This window comes from Algoriphagus locisalis (assembly GCF_900116615.1).
GTDB lineage: Bacteria > Bacteroidota > Bacteroidia > Cytophagales > Cyclobacteriaceae > Algoriphagus > Algoriphagus locisalis.
This window is the reverse complement of record NZ_FPBF01000003.1, coordinates 127,307-144,054: the sequence shown is the minus strand read 5'-3', so window position 1 is coordinate 144,054 and position 16,748 is coordinate 127,307. Positions and strand designations below refer to the sequence as shown.

Below are 16,748 nucleotides of genomic sequence, written 5' to 3'. Positions count from 1 at the left end.
CTACATCCCCTTTATCATCTCCACCACCTGAGCAATGTGCTCCGCTTGGTAGAAGTTCTCATGTTTTACTTCGTGTTCGATTCTTTCGTGCTCCCAGGTGATGTGAAAAGGAATATGAATGGCATGCCCGCCAAGTGCTAATACTGGCAATACGTCTGATTTCAGGCTATTTCCCATCATCAGAAATTCATTTGGTGCTACATCGAGGTGACGGATCAGTTTCGCGAAATCTGCTTCTTTCTTCTCGCTCATAATTTCAATGTGGTGGAAATAATGATCCAGTCCCGACTTCTTCAGTTTTCGTTCTTGATCTACTAAATCCCCCTTGGTGGCCATTACAAGGCGGAAATTTCCTTTTAGCTCTTGTAAAACCTCCTCAACTCCCGATAAGATCTCCACGGGTTTGTCCAGCATGTCCCTACCTATTTCAAGGATTTTGTCAATGGACTGAATGGATATTTTATTCTCGGAAATGCGCATGGCAGCTTCTACCATCGAAAGCATAAATCCTTTTATCCCGTAACCGTAAAGTTCCAAATTCCTGACTTCGGTAAGGTAAAGTTCTTTAAGGGCTGTGTGCTGAGGCACAAAATCGACCATTAAGGAGGTGAATTCCTCTTCAGCTTCCCGAAAAAAGGGCTCATTCACCCAAAGCGTATCGTCTGCATCGAAGGCTATTACTTTGATCATTTGTCAGAATTAAAAGATTGAAAGATTGTAAAATTTAAAGATTAGTTCAGGAGTGGTAAAGTTGCAAAGTGGTAAGGGTTTAAAGTTGTAACAATTGGCATCAGGTTGACCACTTGATAAACGAGAGTCTCGAAATCGAAGCCTTTTTACATGTGTTTCTAAATTACACTTCGATCCCGTACATCTGTCGGGAAGCTCAGGGTGACAAACTAACTCAGGCATAAAACTTCCAACCTCCAACTTCCAAACTTCCTACTTCAAATCTTCCATCCAATCCAACAACACATCTCTCCAACCAGCTACTGGGCCTTTTCCCAGCCCAAAACCAAAGCCATGGCCACCTTTGGGATAGATGTGTAGAGATGCAGGGACGTTGTGCGCGTTCAAAGCATCGTAATAAAGGAAACTGTTTTCTATAGGAACTCCTCCATCATCCTGCGCATGAACCAAGAATGTGGGAGGTGTTTCAGCGGTTACGTTCAGTTCACCTGAGAAGCGATCGATTAATTCCTGGCTCGCATTTTCCCCGATTAGGTTTCTTCTGGAACCTGAATGCGCGCTTGCATCTCTGAAAGAAATCACCGGATAAACTAAAATAGAAAAATCAGGTCTAGCTGAAAGTGCGTCTATAGCATCTTTTGGTCTGTCCACTTCATGGTCATACTGGGTACTGGCGGTAGAGGCCAGATGTCCCCCCGCAGAAAATCCCATTACCCCTATCTTCGCAGGATCGATAAGCCAGTCCTCGGCATAATGCCTAGCAAGTCGAATGGCGCGCTGAGCATCCTGCAACGGAACCTCCTTGGCATCAGTGAGAGATTTGGAATCCGGCAGCCTATATTTTACAACTATTCCAACGATGCCTTTTGTATTCAGCCACTTGGCGAAGTCCCGACCTTCCCAGTCATAAGCCAAAATATGATATCCACCTCCAGGGAAAATCACAACTGCCTGACCAGTTCTTACTTGCTTACTTGGTAGAAAAACTTCGATCTGCGGAATCTGCACATTTTCTATCCGGATAATTCCCTCTTCCACAGCTTTTTCTTCCAACCCTAAGTCATTCTGAAGGGGAGGAGTTCCTTCCCAAAGGTTGAGGACGATTTCTTGAGCATTTACGATCATGCTTATCATGATTAGGCTTAATACTAAAAGTGGCTTTTTCATGTGTTTATAATTTGATTTTTTAAGGTCACATGGAATCTTCGCAAGCAATATAATCATCCCTCTGTGTGTTGCTTCGGGTCATGCTCGATTTCATCTGTTTAAAATTGTTTTTTAATGGTCATCCCGATAGCTATCGGAAGAAATCTCGCATCAAGGAAGATCATCTTTTTGTATCTTTTCGTCAATATGCTCGATTTCATAGATTATGTTTTAGGCGTGAAAATCAAAAACTTTAGTCATAGGAGCCCATCTCCAGTTTTCTGGTGTTCCGGGCAAATTGGTTTGGTAGTTTGATAGAAATTTCTCCCATTCCTGCACAGCTGGATTGGCGAGGTCCATTTTAGCCTTTTTCTCGAAAGTGAATTCTTCATCTGTCACCATCAGCATGGTCAATCTGTTTTCCCAGCGATAAATAGTCATTTGTAGAACTCCTGCATCACGAATGCTCTTAATGATCTCAGGCGCCACGGCTTTGTGACAGGCATCATAGCCTATCTTGGCTTCCTCACTGTCCTTAAGGTCGCAGATCAATACAAAGGTTTGGGTTTTCATGTTTCTATTTTTCTCAATTAGTTCAAAATCTTTACTAGTTCAAGTCTAATGATTTGGACTTATGATAATGCAGTCTATAGACTGCATTTAAGTCTGCACAAGCCTGCCTGACTGCAGACAGGTCTGAAGACTTGCGCGACAAATGCCTTATTTACCGATTGAATAATCTTATAATTTTCCAATCTTCCAATTATCCAATCCTTTCAACCTTCCAACTTTGCTACTTTCTTAACTCTTAGGCTAAACAACAACACCATCACAAAACATACAAGCGGAAGTATAAAGGAGAAGTTTACTTCAGGAACTCCCAAAATCAAGGTATCGTCGTAGGCAGCTCCACCGATATCCATGATCATTCCTTGAAGCGTTGGCATAATGGCCCCACCCACAATCGCCATCACAAGATAGGCTGCGGCAAACTTGGAATCCTCGCCCAATCCATCCAAAGCTATCCCGTAAATAGTAGGGAACATTAGGGACATAGCGAAAGAAATGGCTACTAAGGAATACAAACCTGTCATTCCTGGAAGGAAAATAGCTCCTGCAGTGAATATAATTGCAAGTACAGAAAAGATGCTTAGTAGCTTGGTCGGTGAGATGTAGCGAAGCAAAAAGGTACAAACCCAGCGTCCGATTAAGAATATCACCAATGCAGCGTACCCATAATTCACAGCATCAGCGTTGGAGATGCCCAGCACTTCCGCGTATTGATAGATGTAGGTCCACACCATGATTTGAGCGCCCACATAGAACATTTGCGCAAGCGTACCTTCTACGAAATTTCTGTTTTTCAGCAGTCGACCCATCGTAGCTTTGAATTCTACCTTACCGGTTTCCTTGTTTTCCGGCATTTTCACCAGTGCGATGATTACCAGGATCGCAATGACAACAAGGCCTAGCATCACATATGGATCTCTAATCACCATCAGATCGGCGGTACGGATCACAGCTTTTGCAGATTCATCCAGTGAGGAGAAAATAATATTTCCATACTCATCGGTTGCATTCGATTGAAGTGCATTCAATATGAATTGCTTTGCTACAAACAATCCAGCCAAGGCTCCCATCGGGTTAAATGCCTGCGCCAAGTTTAATCGCTGTGTAGCTGTAGCTTCAGGTCCCATGGATAGAATGTAGGGATTGGCGGTGGTTTCTAAGAACGCCAAACCAAAGGTCAGAATGTAAAGTGAAGCCAGGAAAAAGCCGTAACTCTCCCAAGCTGCTGCTGGATAAAATAGTAATGCTCCAAAACCATAAAGTCCCAAACCAAGTAGGATTCCAGTTTTGTAAGAATACTTTTTGATAAAAAAGGCTGCTGGCAAAGCCATGGTAAAATAGCCTCCGTAAAAAGCCATTTGTACCCAGGAAGCCTGCGTGTTATTGAGTTCAAGGACTCTCTTGAACGCCGCCACCATGGGATTGGTGATGTCATTTGCGAAACCCCATAGCGCAAAAAGCGAGGTAATGAGAATAAATGGGAGTAGGAGGTTTTTTGGGACTAATGCAGGTTTTTGGGTCATGGTTGTTTTTATAAAGATCGGTCAAGATGGGTATATCCGCCATCCACGAACAGGTGCTGTCCGGTGATATGTCTGGCTTGGGCTGAAAGTAGGAAAATGGTCATGGAAGCGATTTCTTCCGGGGTAGTCATCCGTTTTCCCAGGGGGATTTTTGCAGTAATGGATTCTAGTTTGGCTTTTGGATCATCAAAAGTATTGATCCAGTTTTCGTAGAGTGGGGTATAAACTTCCGCTGGAATGACGGCATTCACGGTGATTTCGTAGGGAAGGAGTTCTACTGCCCATTCTCTGGTGAGAGAGAGCTGAGCTCCTTTGGCTGCGGTGTAGCCTGAAGTTCCTCCCTGTCCGGTAACGGCAGTTTTGCTGCTGATATTCACTATGCTTCCTTTGGCTTTTTTCAAATGAGGCAGGGCAAAATGTGCCAAATGGTAGTAGTGATTCAGGTTTTTAGCTACAGATTTTTCAAAAGCATCCGGGCTCCCGTTTTCCAAGCCTACACTGTCATTTGCTCCTGCGTTATTCACTAACCCATCAATTCTCCCGTATTTCTCCAGGGTGAGTTGGACTACTTTTTCAGAATCAATAGCTTCGAAAAGTCGGATAGGGATCTGACAGGCTTCGCCCAAAGCGAGGATTTCGGCTCCTTCTTTTTCCGAAGGATCAATCATCACGGGAATGCCTCCCTCGGCTATCAATCCTCTGGAAATCGCGCCTCCGATGCCTTTGGCTCCTCCGGAAATCAGGATGACTTTATTGGTTAGGTTTAGGTTCATTTTATAGTAATTTCTTTTGTTCTATTCTTGCTTTAGCTTCTTTCAATGCTTGGTGAAGCTTTGCTTCTAATTCACTTTTTGCAGGCAATTCGGTCCAGTACTCGGAGACCATAATACCATCCTTTCCCATTTCTAGCAATTCTATCTGTTCATTGCTTTTTTCTGCGCATAAGATTAATCCAATTGGAGGATTTTCACCTTCCTGCTTTTCGTACTTATTGAGCCACTTTAGATAAAGTTCCATTTGCCCTTTGTAGGCGGGTTTGAATTTGTTGAGTTTTAACTCTACAGCGATCAGGCGCTTTAATTTTCTGTGGAAAAACAACAAATCGATATAAAAATCCACACCATCTAGTATGATTCGCTTCTGTCTTTCTACAAAAGCAAAGCCTTTTCCCAGTTCTAAAATAAAATGCTCTAATTCTTTGAGAATTGCCCCTTCTATATCGTTTTCTAAGTATCCTTCTTTTAGCCCTAGAAAATCCAAAAAATAAGGATCCTTGAAAGTAGATTGTATTTCCGAATCAGTTTCTGATAACTGTATTTGAGCTATTTCTTTGCGTTCAAAAGCCTTTCTTTCTATTTGGTTTCTTAATTGTCTTTTACTCCAATTTGATTCAGCGGATTGTAAGCAATAGAACATCCGGGCTTGATGGTTTTTAATAGGAATCAGGATTGTAAAATGAGACCAGCTTAATTGTCGTGCCAGTGGTGCGACAATTTGAAAATCCGGGAAAATCTCGGCAAACTGCATCATTCTTCTCAAATTCTTTTCCTGAAAAGACTTGCCGTGGGCATTTGACAATTGAACAGCTATTTTAGGAATAATCTCTTTACCATATTCAGCTCGCTGATTTTCGAGAATGTGCTTATTTATTCTATTGCCAACCTGCCAATAAACAAGCGTAAGCGTACTGTTAATTTGGGCAGTGATTTCCCTTTTACCATTTTCAATGATACTAGCCAAATCTTGAAAAAGCAGTTTATCGATGTCTTTCATATATTCTAGCTCCTGGCTTTTTACTGAGATTTGCATAATGAATATTATTACCTCAATTGTCGTGACAGTGGCACGACAATTCGATAATCTCGAAATACTTTCACAATCTGAATCACTCAGTTTTTTACTTCTCAACAATAGGGAATAATTCCATTTCAATTCGTCCCCAAGCTGGGGGCTAAATGGCAATGTATTATTTAATTCTATCTTAAATTGGAAATTCGATCCTTGTTTAATTCTAATAGGTTAGGTTTTGGAAATTTGGTTGGCAACAAATCAATTTTAAATGGTAACTCCATACTACTTAAGTCCTCAATTTTCAGATCCAAAAGATTATTTGAACTGCAATAATTGTATGTCAACTTAAGATATCTTCTTATTACCATAAGTGGTAAAAACTTATCTCTTGTATTCATCCATTCTATTAAATCTTTCTTACCCTTTGAACTATTACAAGAACAGCAGGCGAAGATGAGATTTTCAGCATCATCAAGCCCACCAAACTTTTTTGGAAAAATATGATCTAAAGCTAGACTTTCTTCAGAACCGCAGTAATTTCAAATAGTCCCAGTTTTGAGTTTGATCTTTTCATCATCAAAAATTGACTTCATATTCATAGTACCGTCTTTGAGCCCTTTGAATAATTTTGCTCTAATCATGTAATTAACCATTGCATATTTTTCCTGCTTTTTATCAATTGCAGAATGCGCCATAGCTAAATTAGCATAGGAGTAAAAGATCAATTCTCGAACAGTTTCATATTTTTTTTCTGCCATAGTCAAGAGCTTTTTTTACACTGTTACCCCATAAAACTCCGCCGCAGTATTTCCCATAATTCCTTCTTTCTCTGTTTTGGAAAGTCTATCTGTAAATCGCTCAATTATCTCCAAAACTTGTTCGTATTCTCCAGCAATCTTGCACACTGGCCAATCACTTCCAAACATTAGGCGTTTTGGGCCAAATAGTTCAAGAGCCACATCGAGATAAACTTGCAGATCTTTTGTTGTCCAGTTTTTCCAATCAGCCTCGGTGATGATGCCTGACAACTTACAGAAAATATAGTCTCGCTCTGCGAGAGGAGCCATTTCCTTTTTCCATTCGCGCCAAATGCCCAGTTTGATGTTTGGCTTGGCAATGTGGTCAATTACAAAAGCCTGCTCGGGAGCTTTTTTCACAAATTGTAAAGCTGCTTCCAACTGATTGTGGAAAATCAGAATATCGTAGGTATAACCACGCTTCCCAAGTTTCTCAATGCCTCTGATAAATTCCTTGCGCAGCATATAATCCACAGGCTTTGCCTGCAAAATCTCACGGTAACCTTTGAGTTTTTTTTGCGAAGCAAACTGATCCAAATCCTTGTCTAACTCATCAGAACCAAGGTCTGCCCATCCAACTACGGCTTTTATCTGCTCATGTTCTTGCGCCAGATCACATAAGAAAGCTGTTTCCCGAATGCTCTCATCAGCCTGCACAGCCACGCAACCATCAATCTGATGTTCCTTTAAAATTGGGTTCAGATCATCCGGAAGAAAGTTTTCCTGGATCACCTTCATGTCATCGGTGATCCAGGAGTGTTTTTCAGGATTGTATTTCCAAAAGTGCTGGTGGGAATCCAGTCTCATGCTTCAGGATCGTTGATTGCTGTCTGTTTTGATTCGCCTAGTCCTTCGATTCCAAGTTCAACCACATCACCTTCTTTCAAATAAGTAGGAGGGGTAAGGCCAAGTCCCACGCCAGCTGGAGTACCGGTGGAAATTACATCTCCAGGCAATAAAGTCATGTATTGGCTCAGGTGCTCGATCAATTCTGGGATGTCAAAAACCAGATCAGAAGTATTGCTGTCCTGAAGCATTTTGCCGTTTAGTTTCAGCCAAAGTCTTAAGTTATGAGGATCTTCGATCTCAGTTTTGGTAACCAAAACTGGCCCAAGAGGAGCGAAGTTGTCAGCACTTTTGCCCTTCACCCACTGACCACCATGATGTAATTGGAAATCACGCTCACTCACGTCATTGTGGACGCAATATCCAGCAACATATTCCATCGCATTTTCTTTGCTCACATATTTCGCTCGTTTGCCGATAACTACTGCCAGTTCCACTTCCCAGTCCGTTTTCACAGAGTTCTTAGGAATCAAAATGTTGTCAAAAGGCCCACAAAGAGAAGAAGTAGCCTTCATGAAAATGATAGGGACCTCCGGAACTGCCATGCCAGATTCTATCGCATGTTTACGGTAATTCAAACCAATGCAAACAATTTTAGATGGTCTGGCAATCGGCGAACCCAAGCGCGAATCAGCGGGGATTTCATTCAAGTTTTCCTCATTTGCCTCAAGCCATTCTTCCAGTCGTGCAAGTCCATTGTTAGTAAAAAATTCCTCATTCCAGTCTTCCTTGAAGCCTGAGCAATCTAAATATTTGCCCGTTGCACTTTGGATTCCTGGTTGTTCTTTGCCGGCTTCGCCGAATCGTATAAGTTTCATTTTTAAGTATTAAGTAGTTAGTATCAAGTATTAAGACTTTAGATTCAAGACACAAGATATAAGAGTCAAGATGTTAGAAGTCAAAATTTATAATTAAGCTCAATCAATGCATTGAACTCATAAATCGTATTTCTTAATTCGTAAATCCGCTTACATTTTCAATCCCAAGAAACCTCCGTCAATCGGAATATTAGTTCCTGTGATAAAGCTACCTGCGTCCGAACTCACAAAATAGGCAAGTTCTGCGATTTCTGCTGGTGTAGCCATTCTTCCAATCGGTTGAGTAGCGGCGAGTTTTTCAAACATCTCCTTCTCCTGTCCCGGATAGTTTTTTGCCAAAAAGCCATCCACAAACGGAGTATGCACCCGTCCCGGCGAAAGACAATTGCAGCGAATGCCATCAGCCACATAATCCCGCGCAATGCTCAGGGTCATGGAAAGGGCCGCTCCCTTGGTCATGCTGTACGCAAAACGGTCTGGAATTCCTATGGTAGCAGCCACAGAAGCCATGTTCAAAATGGATCCGCCTCCATTTTCTTTCAGTTTGGGAAGTGCCGCCTTGGTGCAGTTATACATGCCTTTCACATTCACTTGGAATACCCGGTCAAAATCTTCCGGGCTGGTGTTTTCCACCTTTCCGATATGAGAAACACCGGCATTATTGATCAGCGTGTCTATTTTTCCGGGAATGGAGTTAATTAATTTCTCTGTTTCGGTAGGGTCAGCCACGCTTCCGCAAAGAAAGGTCACATCGAAACCTTTGTCCCGCTCTTCCTGAGCTACTTTTTCTCCGATTTCGGGATTGATATCGATGAAGTAAACTTTGGTTTCTTTGGCAGCAAAAAGCTGAACCATGGCGAGTCCTATTCCAGATGCCCCTCCTGTAATAAGTACTGTTTTATATTTCATAGATTATAATTTGTCTTTTAAAGGCCATAACCTGTCCCGTGACGAAGGAAACGGGATGGAATCTCGCTTGGGAGATAATCATCCCTTTGGGTGTCGCTTCCGACATGCTCGATTTCATAACTAAAGCAAAATGGAAATTAGGGTGTTTGACCTAAATCCCCAAACTAATTTCCATAGATTATAATTTAACTGTTTCGCCGGTTTTTACTGATTCATCGCAAGCAAAAGCGATTTTCAGGCTATTCAGCGCATCTTCCAAGTGTTCGGCTAGGTGGATGTCTTCTAGAATTGTTTTTAGAAAATACAGCTGCTCCCGATTGCAAAGCTCCTGATGATTCGGCTCGTCGGCAAGATCTATCCATTCATCTAGCTGTGTAAACTTGTTTTCAGAATCAATAGAAGCGTGGTGTACTCTAATGGATTCGGTTTTGGTGTGGGAATCCACATGGTCAGATTGACCACTTGCTCCGGCATCTTTGGCTGTGATGGAAACCGCGCCTTTTGGGCCAAACACATCTTTTACGAAAAAAGCTGTTTCGCTCACCATTGGTCCCCAACCGGCCTCGTACCAGCCTACAGAGCCATCTGCGAAACGAATCTGGAGTTGTCCATAGTTGTAATTGTCTTCTGAAATGTCTTCAGTGAGTCTTGCTCCGATTGCTGAAACCGAGACTGGTTTGGATCGTGTCATCTGGCACATTACGTCTATGTAATGCACTCCGCAATCCACAATCGGACTTAGGCTTTTCATCAAATTGCGATGCACATCCCACATGTAGCCTTGGCTTTGCTGGTTCAGGTTCATGCGCATCACGAGTGGTTTGCCTAGCTTTTCAGCTTCTGAGATAAATCGGATCCAGGAAGGGTGATGCCTGAGAATATAACCTACAACAACTTTTTTATCTACCTCTTTAGCTTTGGAAATGATTCGCTCGCATCCTGCGATAGAATCTGCCAGTGGTTTTTCGATGAACACATGGCAGCCGGCTTCCAATGCTTTCAAAGCAAAATCCTCATGCGTATCCGGATAGGTGGAGATGCAGACAGCTTCAGGTTTGGTTTGGGATAAAGCCTTGTCGAAATCTTTAAAAAGCGGATAATTTGCCTGAAGTTGCTCGTTTAGTTTGCTTTTGGAATCACCTCTGGACACAAGACCGCAGATTTCGAATTCTGGGAAATTGTGGTATGCTGTGGCGTGCGCGATTCCCATATTTCCGCAGCCTACGACAAGGATTTTGATGGGTTGTTTAAGATTGGACATTTTGGGAGTAATCTGATTTTAGCCCGTTAGTGGGATATTCTGGAAATTTCATCTTTTGAAAAGTGGATGATTTCTACTTTCAAAGCTATTGGTTTTAGTGGTTCATCAGTCCCATCCCGCTTCACCCGGACGATTTGTTCTATCACACTCATACCTTTTATCACATGTCCAAATATCGTGTAATCTCCATCGAGTCTAGGAATACCATCAGGATTTTGGACAATATAGAATTGACATCTCGCTGATAGTTTCCCCGGATTATCATCCCGCCCAGATCCCACAGCACCATATACGTGTTTCAGTTCTGGGACAAATTCAGGTTCCAACAGATATTCCGGATCGTTAAATCCTTCTTCTGTGTCTGGGCAACCTCCTTGGGCCACAAAGTTTGGAATGACACGATTAAAGGTCAAGGAATCCCAATAGCCAGCATTTGCAAGTTCTATGAAGCTGGCTTTATGATTTGGAGTTCGATCATCCAGCGCGATCAAAATCTCTCCATAACGGGTGATAATTTGTCCAACAGGTATGTCCTCACTGGATGTTTGAGCGAAGGTTTTGCTTTGGGAAATGAATAAAAAGCTGATTAATAGTATTGTAAGTAGTTGCATTGATCTGGATATGAAAAAGCCTCGTATATCGATCAAAAAAGAAAAAGTAATTGCCATTTCGTTTGGATAGGAATATGAAATAAAGATTTTTTGCATACGCATCACTTAAAAGTAACAAAATGAATCAAATTTCCTCCCAGTCTGAAAGTGAATTGGAGAGGCTTTTGGCACTGAGTAATCTAGGAATAGATTATTATGAGCCAAAGCAAGGGTTAAATTTTCTGACGGAGTTAGCAGCTAAAATTTGTGGAACAGAGATATCTCTGGTAAATCTTATTGATTCTTTCACCCAATGGAGTGTGTCATCTTATGGAATAGAGATTTCGCAGATGCCGCGAGAAGAATCCGTTTGCCAATTCACTATACTAAATGATCCAAATGAAGGCCTTGAAGTAGAAGACCTAAGTGCTGATGAACGCTTTAAAAACAAGTTTTATGTGAAGGATGCTCCGAATCTACGCTACTATATGGGAGTGCCCTTGACCTCTCCAGAAGGGTACAACCTTGGCGCTTTGTGCGTAATGGATAGCCAGATGATGCATCTTTCTGAGGATGTTAAGGAGATCTTGCGTTTGATAGCCAGACAAGTGGTAGACAGGTTACGGGTCAATAATCTGGTGGCTAGCCTGAAGAATAAACTAAAGGAGTCTGAATTAAATCAGAAAAAATTGGCACATGATATTAGAGGGCCGATAGGGGGAGTGATCGGATTGGCAGATTTGATTCTTGACGAGGAGGTAACAGCTGATCCTGAGGAAATAATGGAGTATGCGGAAATGATCAAATTCAGCAGTTTGTCCTTGCTGGATCTGTCCAAAGATATTCTCACCAAGGACTTCGATGGTAATTCTCAACGAAGCCGTGAATTGAAAGAGGGGGAAACTAATCTAGTGAAACTCAAAGACACGATTCTTCATCTGCTTACCCCACAGGTGACAGTAAAAAAAATAGACTTCAACATATTTCTAGACCAGGAAAACCAATTTGAGTCTTTTTCCAAATTATATATTCTTCAGATTTTAGGTAATCTACTTTCTAATTCTATCAAATTCACGCATGAGGGTGGTGAGATAAATGTTCATATGAAATTGAATCGTAAGGAGTTAGATCTGACTTTAGAACTAATTGTGGAAGACAATGGGAAAGGAATGACTCGTGATAAGATTCAAGAAATACTAGAAGATGGTACATCCACTGATCACGGAACTAAAGGAGAAATTGGCTTTGGGTTAGGCTTGAACCTGGTCAGACAATTGGTAAATCAACAAAACGGAACGATTGAAATTGATTCCAAATTAGGCGAAGGCACCAAGTTTACTATACATCTGAAGGTGAACTAATGCTTAAAGCGGCTTTTTGGTTGTTAACCGGATTGGCGTACATGGACAAAAAGCTTTTTATTAAGAATTCATTGCTGGTATTTACTTTCTCAGTTAGTCTTTTTTCAAAAGACTCCTTTTCCGCTTTGGTGTAAAAGTTGACATATTCTTCGTCCCCATAGAGTAGGTCATGCGCGATGTAATTGCTAGGCCAAAGTTTATATCCCGCCCAGATTTTCTGATCTATGCACTCGGCAAGTCTGCTGAGTTTATCAGGTTGACTGAGTTCCATTTCAGAAATCGTCTTTATTTCCTTGTCGAGAATTCCGTTTACCTGAAGGTGGATTCTTTTTTTGGTACCCATTATTCCTCTGAGAAGGTTCAAAAAATCCTCGTTTTCACCCTTTACATATTTTTCATCCCTGGACTTTGCTAACCACTCAGGCATTTTCAAAATATCCGTAGGATCATATTCGTAGGAAATCGAGATCGGGACAACATTGATTTTTTCAAAATACCCAAATGGATTAGAGCCTTCTTCCGCCAAGGTCAGCATTTTTAGCACGCCTCGATGAGTAGCGTCATTTCCATCTTTGGTGCGGCCTTCACGCTGAGCTGTCCATACAGACCTGTTTTCTGATAACAATGACTTTTTGATGTATGCAGAAGCTAGCTGTGAACTTTCCAATAATGCCCTTCCCTGAAGCCCACGCTTGATCGCAAAGTTTCTGTTGAGTCTGGAAAGGGTATGTAAAAATGGTTTTTGGATCAAATTATCTCCAATAGCGGAAGTAGTAAGCACCAGCCCATTTTCATAAAGACAGGCATTTAATAATGAGGTGTCTAAAATAATATCCCTGTGATTTGAGATAAATAGGTAAGCTGTGTTGGATTTTAATTGCTCAAATCCGCCTGTACTCAATCCTTCCGAGCTTTTCTTCAATACCTTCTGAACTCCAGGGTAAATGAAATTGACCTGAAAGTCCCGAAGCGAATGAGTGTGCACCATTAAATCTTTCCAATGCTCCTTAGAATCAGAAGGGAAAGTGAAACTCATCATAGCCTCCAGCATGGGGTCATCTACAATCTTGCGGATTGCAGCGTTGGCTTCTGCGTCATAAAAAGGCCTGATAGAATCAAATTGCGACATAATAATCTCTTGGGTGATCTGCAAAAAGCAAATTTTAGCTTAGAAATCTAAGGTAATTTATATTGGTCAAAGTTAATAATTTGTAAAACTATCTACTAAGGTGCTTGTCTATGAACAGCAAATGGTATGGAAGTGCGTTGGTCCAATACTCCCAAGTGTGAGCTCCTGGACGCTCTGTATATTCATGTTCGGTGCCATTTTCTAAAAGGAGTTGGTGCATTTGTCTGTTGGTTTCCAGTAAGAAATCATCTACGCCGCAGTCCATAAGCAAGGCAATTCCATTCTCTTTCATTTTATCCACTAGTCCTACTGCAGTATAGGTGCTAAAAGGAGAATCGTATTGCAAATCCTCGCCCAGCATTTCTTTCTTTTGATCTTGACGAAGCTTGGAGAAATCTTCTGAAACTTTCCACAAGCGGGTATCGATGTTCATCACACCGCTCATGCTTGTAGCAGCTATAAATAGCTCAGGATGCTTTGCACTTAGCATAATAGCTCCATGTCCTCCCATAGAAAGGCCGGTGATCGCTCTGGATTCCTTATTGGCTAAAGTCTTATAGGTTTTGTCGATGTGGGGAATCAATTCAGCTGTAATATAAGTCTCGTATTGTACCGAATCCATCACTGGACTATCGTAGTAATAACTAGCTGGTCCAACGCCGGGAGTGACGATAATCAAGTCGTATTCCTCAGCCATACGGTTGATAAGGCCGGGTTCGGTTACTTTTTGATGCCAATCGCTAAATGCTCCACTTCCTCCATGAAGTAGGTATAGTGTGGCAAATTGCTTGTTGCCATCGTAAGTAGAAGGCATTGTGACTGCAGCTTTCAGGGTTTTATCCATGGCTTTGCTGAAGACTTCGATGGTATCGACTTTCGCTTGCGCAAAAAGTATGTTTGGAGCGATGAAAAGTAAAATCAGAAACTTCTTCATGTGAAAGGGCTTTTCGGGTTTGAGTTAAGATACATAATAAGCATATAAGGAATAATGTAATTCCTAAGGGCTAAAATAAAAAAGACCTCCCAGTTTCCTGAGAGGTCTTAGTGCGGATAGAGGGACTCGAACCCCCATGCCTCGCGGCGCTAGATCCTAAGTCTAGTGCGTCTACCAATTTCGCCACATCCGCAGCTGTTTTCAATTGGGATGCAATGTTAGTAATTCTTAATCGGAAATAATACCAAAAGCCAGCATAAGATGCTCAGAATAGGCTTGGGATCACAGAACTGATTCATTTTCAACAGCTTTATTTTTTACTTTTTCTAGGGGATTTACCTTTCCTAAAATTTCTAGCTAATTTTTGGAAAAGCAGGAACTATTGTAGCTTCATTATGATTGAACGTTCATTCAGTCAATTATGGAGAATTTATTAGACAAGAAGCAAAGCATCATTGAGAGTGCACTCGAACTGGTGCATGCAAATGGATTTCATGGATGTCCGGTGAGTCAGGTAGCCAAAAATGCCAGTGTAGCTGCTGGTACCATTTATACTTACTTTGAAAATAAGGAAGATTTGATCGTGGGAATTTATGATTATGCGGCTGAAAAAATCACTTCTTATATGTCTGAAAGAGATGACGCTTCTTTGGACTTTGAAACCAGGTTTTTCAATTATTGGCACAACTTCACAGAATTCTACGAGCAACATCCGGCAATTCATGGATTTTATGACCAGTTTCTGAATTCCCCTTTTAATTCAGAGGAAGTCCAAAATAAGCCTAATAGGTGGCATGAATGGGCTCACAGGTTTTTTCAGTCAGGAATGGACGAGGGGGCGATTCGCGAGACTAATCCGGTGGTTTTATCCATTTTGGTCAATACGAATATCAATTCAACAGTTAAAATCAAAAAGAATTTTAAGACCAAACTCGCTAAGAAGAACGTGAATCTGGAAGAAATATCCCACCTGATCTGGGCTGGGATCAAAAATGCTGAACCCAAAAACCTTTTTTAATTCTTTACCAACTAATTATTAATTACATGTTTAAAAAACGTTTACTGTTACTCGGCCTGAGTTTACTACTCATGACCAAAGCCGCCTACAGTCAAGAAGAAAGCACAGTGCCTCGAGGCGAGTTGACTTTGGATCAGGTGATAGAATTTGCGCTGGTGCAGAGTCCAATTATACGGCAAGCACAACTAGATGAGGAAATAGGGGACAGAGATATCAAGTCAAATTTGGCCGCGTGGTACCCTCAAATCACTGCATCGGCAGCTGGAGCATACAACATCAAACTTCAGCAGCAGATTATCGGGGACCAACTGATCACGTTTGGACAGAAGTATAACTCCAATGTTTTATTGGAAGCAAATCAGACCTTGTTTAACAGAGATCAGCTTTTTGCATCCAAATCCTCAACGTATTACCGACAGCAACTTCAGCAGGTGACTGAGAATGCCAAAATCAATACTGTCGTGGATGTCAGCAAGGCATTTTATTCTATTCTCCTTTCTGAGGAGCAGCTTAATATCCTTGATCAAAACTTGGATCGTCTGGAAAAGCAATACAAAGATGCGTATAGCAGATTTGAAGCAGGATTAGTTGACAAAACGGATTACCAGCGAGCATCGATTGCCTTGACCAATGTAAAAAGTGACCGCAATCGTGTCGCCAATTCTTTTGAGGCTAAATACGATTACCTGAAGCAGTTGATGGGTTATCCGGATAGTCTGGATTTTACCGTTGATTTTGATCTTCAGGCAGAGGCAAGTAATGTAGTCCAGGATGTCGCGGATCCTCTGATGCTGGAAAACAGAGTGGAGTACCGCTTATTAAAAACTCAGCAGACGCTAAATGAAATTCAGACCAGTTACGAAAAGTGGAACTACCTACCTGAACTGTCTGCCTATTACCGATACAATTGGAATTACTTCAATAACAATTTCTCAGATCTATACAGGGCTGCTTATCCAATTTCTTCAGTGGGAGTAAACCTTGCAATCCCGATTTTTCAGGGAGGAAAAAGAATTCATCGGGTGAAAGCAGCGGAACTTCAGGTAGAGCGTGGTAATGTAGAAATCGAAAACCTGGGCAATCAAATTCAGACGGAATATTCCACAGCACTGGCAGATTACAACAGTAGCGTGTATGAATGGCAGCTGATCAGAGAAAATATGGTGATGGCAGAGGAAGTTTATAACATCATCAAAATGCAATACGATGAAGGGATCAAAGCTTACGTGGAACTTGTCGTAGCGGAGACAGACCTTCAAACCGCCCAGATTAATCATATCAATGCTTTTTATCAGGTCTTGGAAGACAAGCTTGACTTAGAAAAAGCTTTAGGCACTATTAACTAATTCGAATCCCCTTTAAATT

General features: G+C 41.5%; 17 protein-coding genes, 1 tRNA gene and 1 pseudogene. 3 read left to right on the top strand and 16 right to left on the bottom strand.

Features of this window, described 5'->3' with window-relative positions; translation table 11 throughout:
• The 13 genes and pseudogenes from BM386_RS09590 to BM386_RS09530 all read right to left on the bottom strand — a co-directional run bounded on the left by BM386_RS09590 (position 1) and on the right by BM386_RS09530 (position 10,962).
• Positions 1-690: an HAD family hydrolase gene (locus BM386_RS09590; protein ID WP_091693076.1), complete on the bottom strand. Its 690-nt coding sequence runs from the start codon at positions 688-690 to the stop codon at positions 1-3.
• Positions 691-942: 252 nt separating this feature from the next.
• Positions 943-1,857, bottom strand: coding sequence for an alpha/beta hydrolase (locus BM386_RS09585; protein WP_091693074.1), 915 nt, complete (start codon positions 1,855-1,857; stop codon positions 943-945).
• Positions 1,858-2,067: 210 nt separating this feature from the next.
• Positions 2,068-2,409 (bottom strand): L-rhamnose mutarotase, encoded by a 342-nt coding sequence (locus BM386_RS09580; RefSeq protein ID WP_091693072.1) that lies wholly within the window; start codon positions 2,407-2,409, stop codon positions 2,068-2,070.
• 203 nt (positions 2,410-2,612) lie between these two features.
• Positions 2,613-3,929, bottom strand: a complete 1,317-nt coding sequence (gene fucP, locus BM386_RS09575) for an L-fucose:H+ symporter permease (protein WP_091693071.1) — start codon at positions 3,927-3,929, stop codon at positions 2,613-2,615.
• Between the two features lie 8 nt (positions 3,930-3,937).
• Entirely contained in the window at positions 3,938-4,702 is a 765-nt protein-coding gene (locus BM386_RS09570) for an L-fucose dehydrogenase (protein ID WP_091693069.1), read from the bottom strand.
• A 1-nt stretch (position 4,703) separates the two neighbouring features.
• Positions 4,704-5,738 (bottom strand): PDDEXK nuclease domain-containing protein, encoded by a 1,035-nt coding sequence (locus BM386_RS09565; protein ID WP_244545496.1) that lies wholly within the window; start codon positions 5,736-5,738, stop codon positions 4,704-4,706.
• A gap of 167 nt (positions 5,739-5,905) precedes the next feature.
• Positions 5,906-6,244: pseudogene (locus BM386_RS24125) on the bottom strand (HNH endonuclease); the annotation flags it as partial.
• A gap of 15 nt (positions 6,245-6,259) precedes the next feature.
• Entirely contained in the window at positions 6,260-6,478 is a 219-nt protein-coding gene (locus tag BM386_RS09555; protein WP_091693068.1) for a hypothetical protein, read from the bottom strand.
• Between the two features lie 15 nt (positions 6,479-6,493).
• On the bottom strand, positions 6,494-7,324 hold the full coding sequence (locus BM386_RS09550) for an amidohydrolase family protein (RefSeq protein WP_091693066.1): 831 nt from the start codon (positions 7,322-7,324) through the stop codon (positions 6,494-6,496).
• A complete protein-coding gene (locus BM386_RS09545; RefSeq protein WP_091693064.1) occupies positions 7,321-8,181 on the bottom strand; it encodes a fumarylacetoacetate hydrolase family protein in 861 nt (286 codons plus the stop codon). Before BM386_RS09545 ends, BM386_RS09550 begins: the two co-directional genes overlap by 4 nt.
• Positions 8,182-8,331: 150 nt before the next feature.
• Positions 8,332-9,090 carry an SDR family NAD(P)-dependent oxidoreductase gene (locus tag BM386_RS09540; RefSeq protein WP_091693062.1) on the bottom strand — a complete coding sequence of 253 codons (759 nt, stop codon included), beginning with the start codon at positions 9,088-9,090 and terminating at the stop codon, positions 8,332-8,334.
• A 178-nt stretch (positions 9,091-9,268) separates the two neighbouring features.
• The gene (locus BM386_RS09535; protein ID WP_091693060.1) at positions 9,269-10,351 is read right to left on the bottom strand and encodes a Gfo/Idh/MocA family protein; all 1,083 of its coding nucleotides are present in this window, start codon (positions 10,349-10,351) and stop codon (positions 9,269-9,271) included.
• Between the two features lie 26 nt (positions 10,352-10,377).
• Positions 10,378-10,962 carry a peptidylprolyl isomerase gene (locus BM386_RS09530; RefSeq protein ID WP_091694424.1) on the bottom strand — a complete coding sequence of 195 codons (585 nt, stop codon included), beginning with the start codon at positions 10,960-10,962 and terminating at the stop codon, positions 10,378-10,380.
• A gap of 119 nt (positions 10,963-11,081) precedes the next feature.
• On the opposite strand from BM386_RS09530, the gene BM386_RS09525 reads away from it, so the two are divergent.
• Positions 11,082-12,302, top strand: coding sequence for a GAF domain-containing sensor histidine kinase (locus tag BM386_RS09525; RefSeq protein ID WP_091693058.1), 1,221 nt, complete (start codon positions 11,082-11,084; stop codon positions 12,300-12,302).
• Here the strand turns inward: BM386_RS09525 and BM386_RS09520 are convergent.
• The 3 genes from BM386_RS09520 to BM386_RS09510 all read right to left on the bottom strand — a co-directional run bounded on the left by BM386_RS09520 (position 12,280) and on the right by BM386_RS09510 (position 14,558).
• Complete coding sequence (locus tag BM386_RS09520; protein WP_091693056.1) at positions 12,280-13,431, bottom strand: 1-acyl-sn-glycerol-3-phosphate acyltransferase; 1,152 nt, start codon at positions 13,429-13,431, stop codon at positions 12,280-12,282. The two genes, BM386_RS09525 and BM386_RS09520, sit on opposite strands and share 23 nt — an antisense overlap.
• Before the next feature lie 88 nt (positions 13,432-13,519).
• Positions 13,520-14,365 carry an alpha/beta hydrolase gene (locus BM386_RS09515; protein ID WP_091693055.1) on the bottom strand — a complete coding sequence of 282 codons (846 nt, stop codon included), beginning with the start codon at positions 14,363-14,365 and terminating at the stop codon, positions 13,520-13,522.
• Positions 14,366-14,476: 111 nt separating this feature from the next.
• Positions 14,477-14,558, bottom strand: a tRNA-Leu gene (locus tag BM386_RS09510).
• A 228-nt stretch (positions 14,559-14,786) separates the two neighbouring features.
• On the opposite strand from BM386_RS09510, the gene BM386_RS09505 reads away from it, so the two are divergent.
• A complete protein-coding gene (locus tag BM386_RS09505; RefSeq protein WP_091693053.1) occupies positions 14,787-15,383 on the top strand; it encodes a TetR/AcrR family transcriptional regulator in 597 nt (198 codons plus the stop codon).
• Positions 15,384-15,409: 26 nt separating this feature from the next.
• Positions 15,410-16,729, top strand: a complete 1,320-nt coding sequence (locus BM386_RS09500) for a TolC family protein (RefSeq protein WP_091693052.1) — start codon at positions 15,410-15,412, stop codon at positions 16,727-16,729.
• Positions 16,730-16,748: the final 19 nt, after the last annotated feature.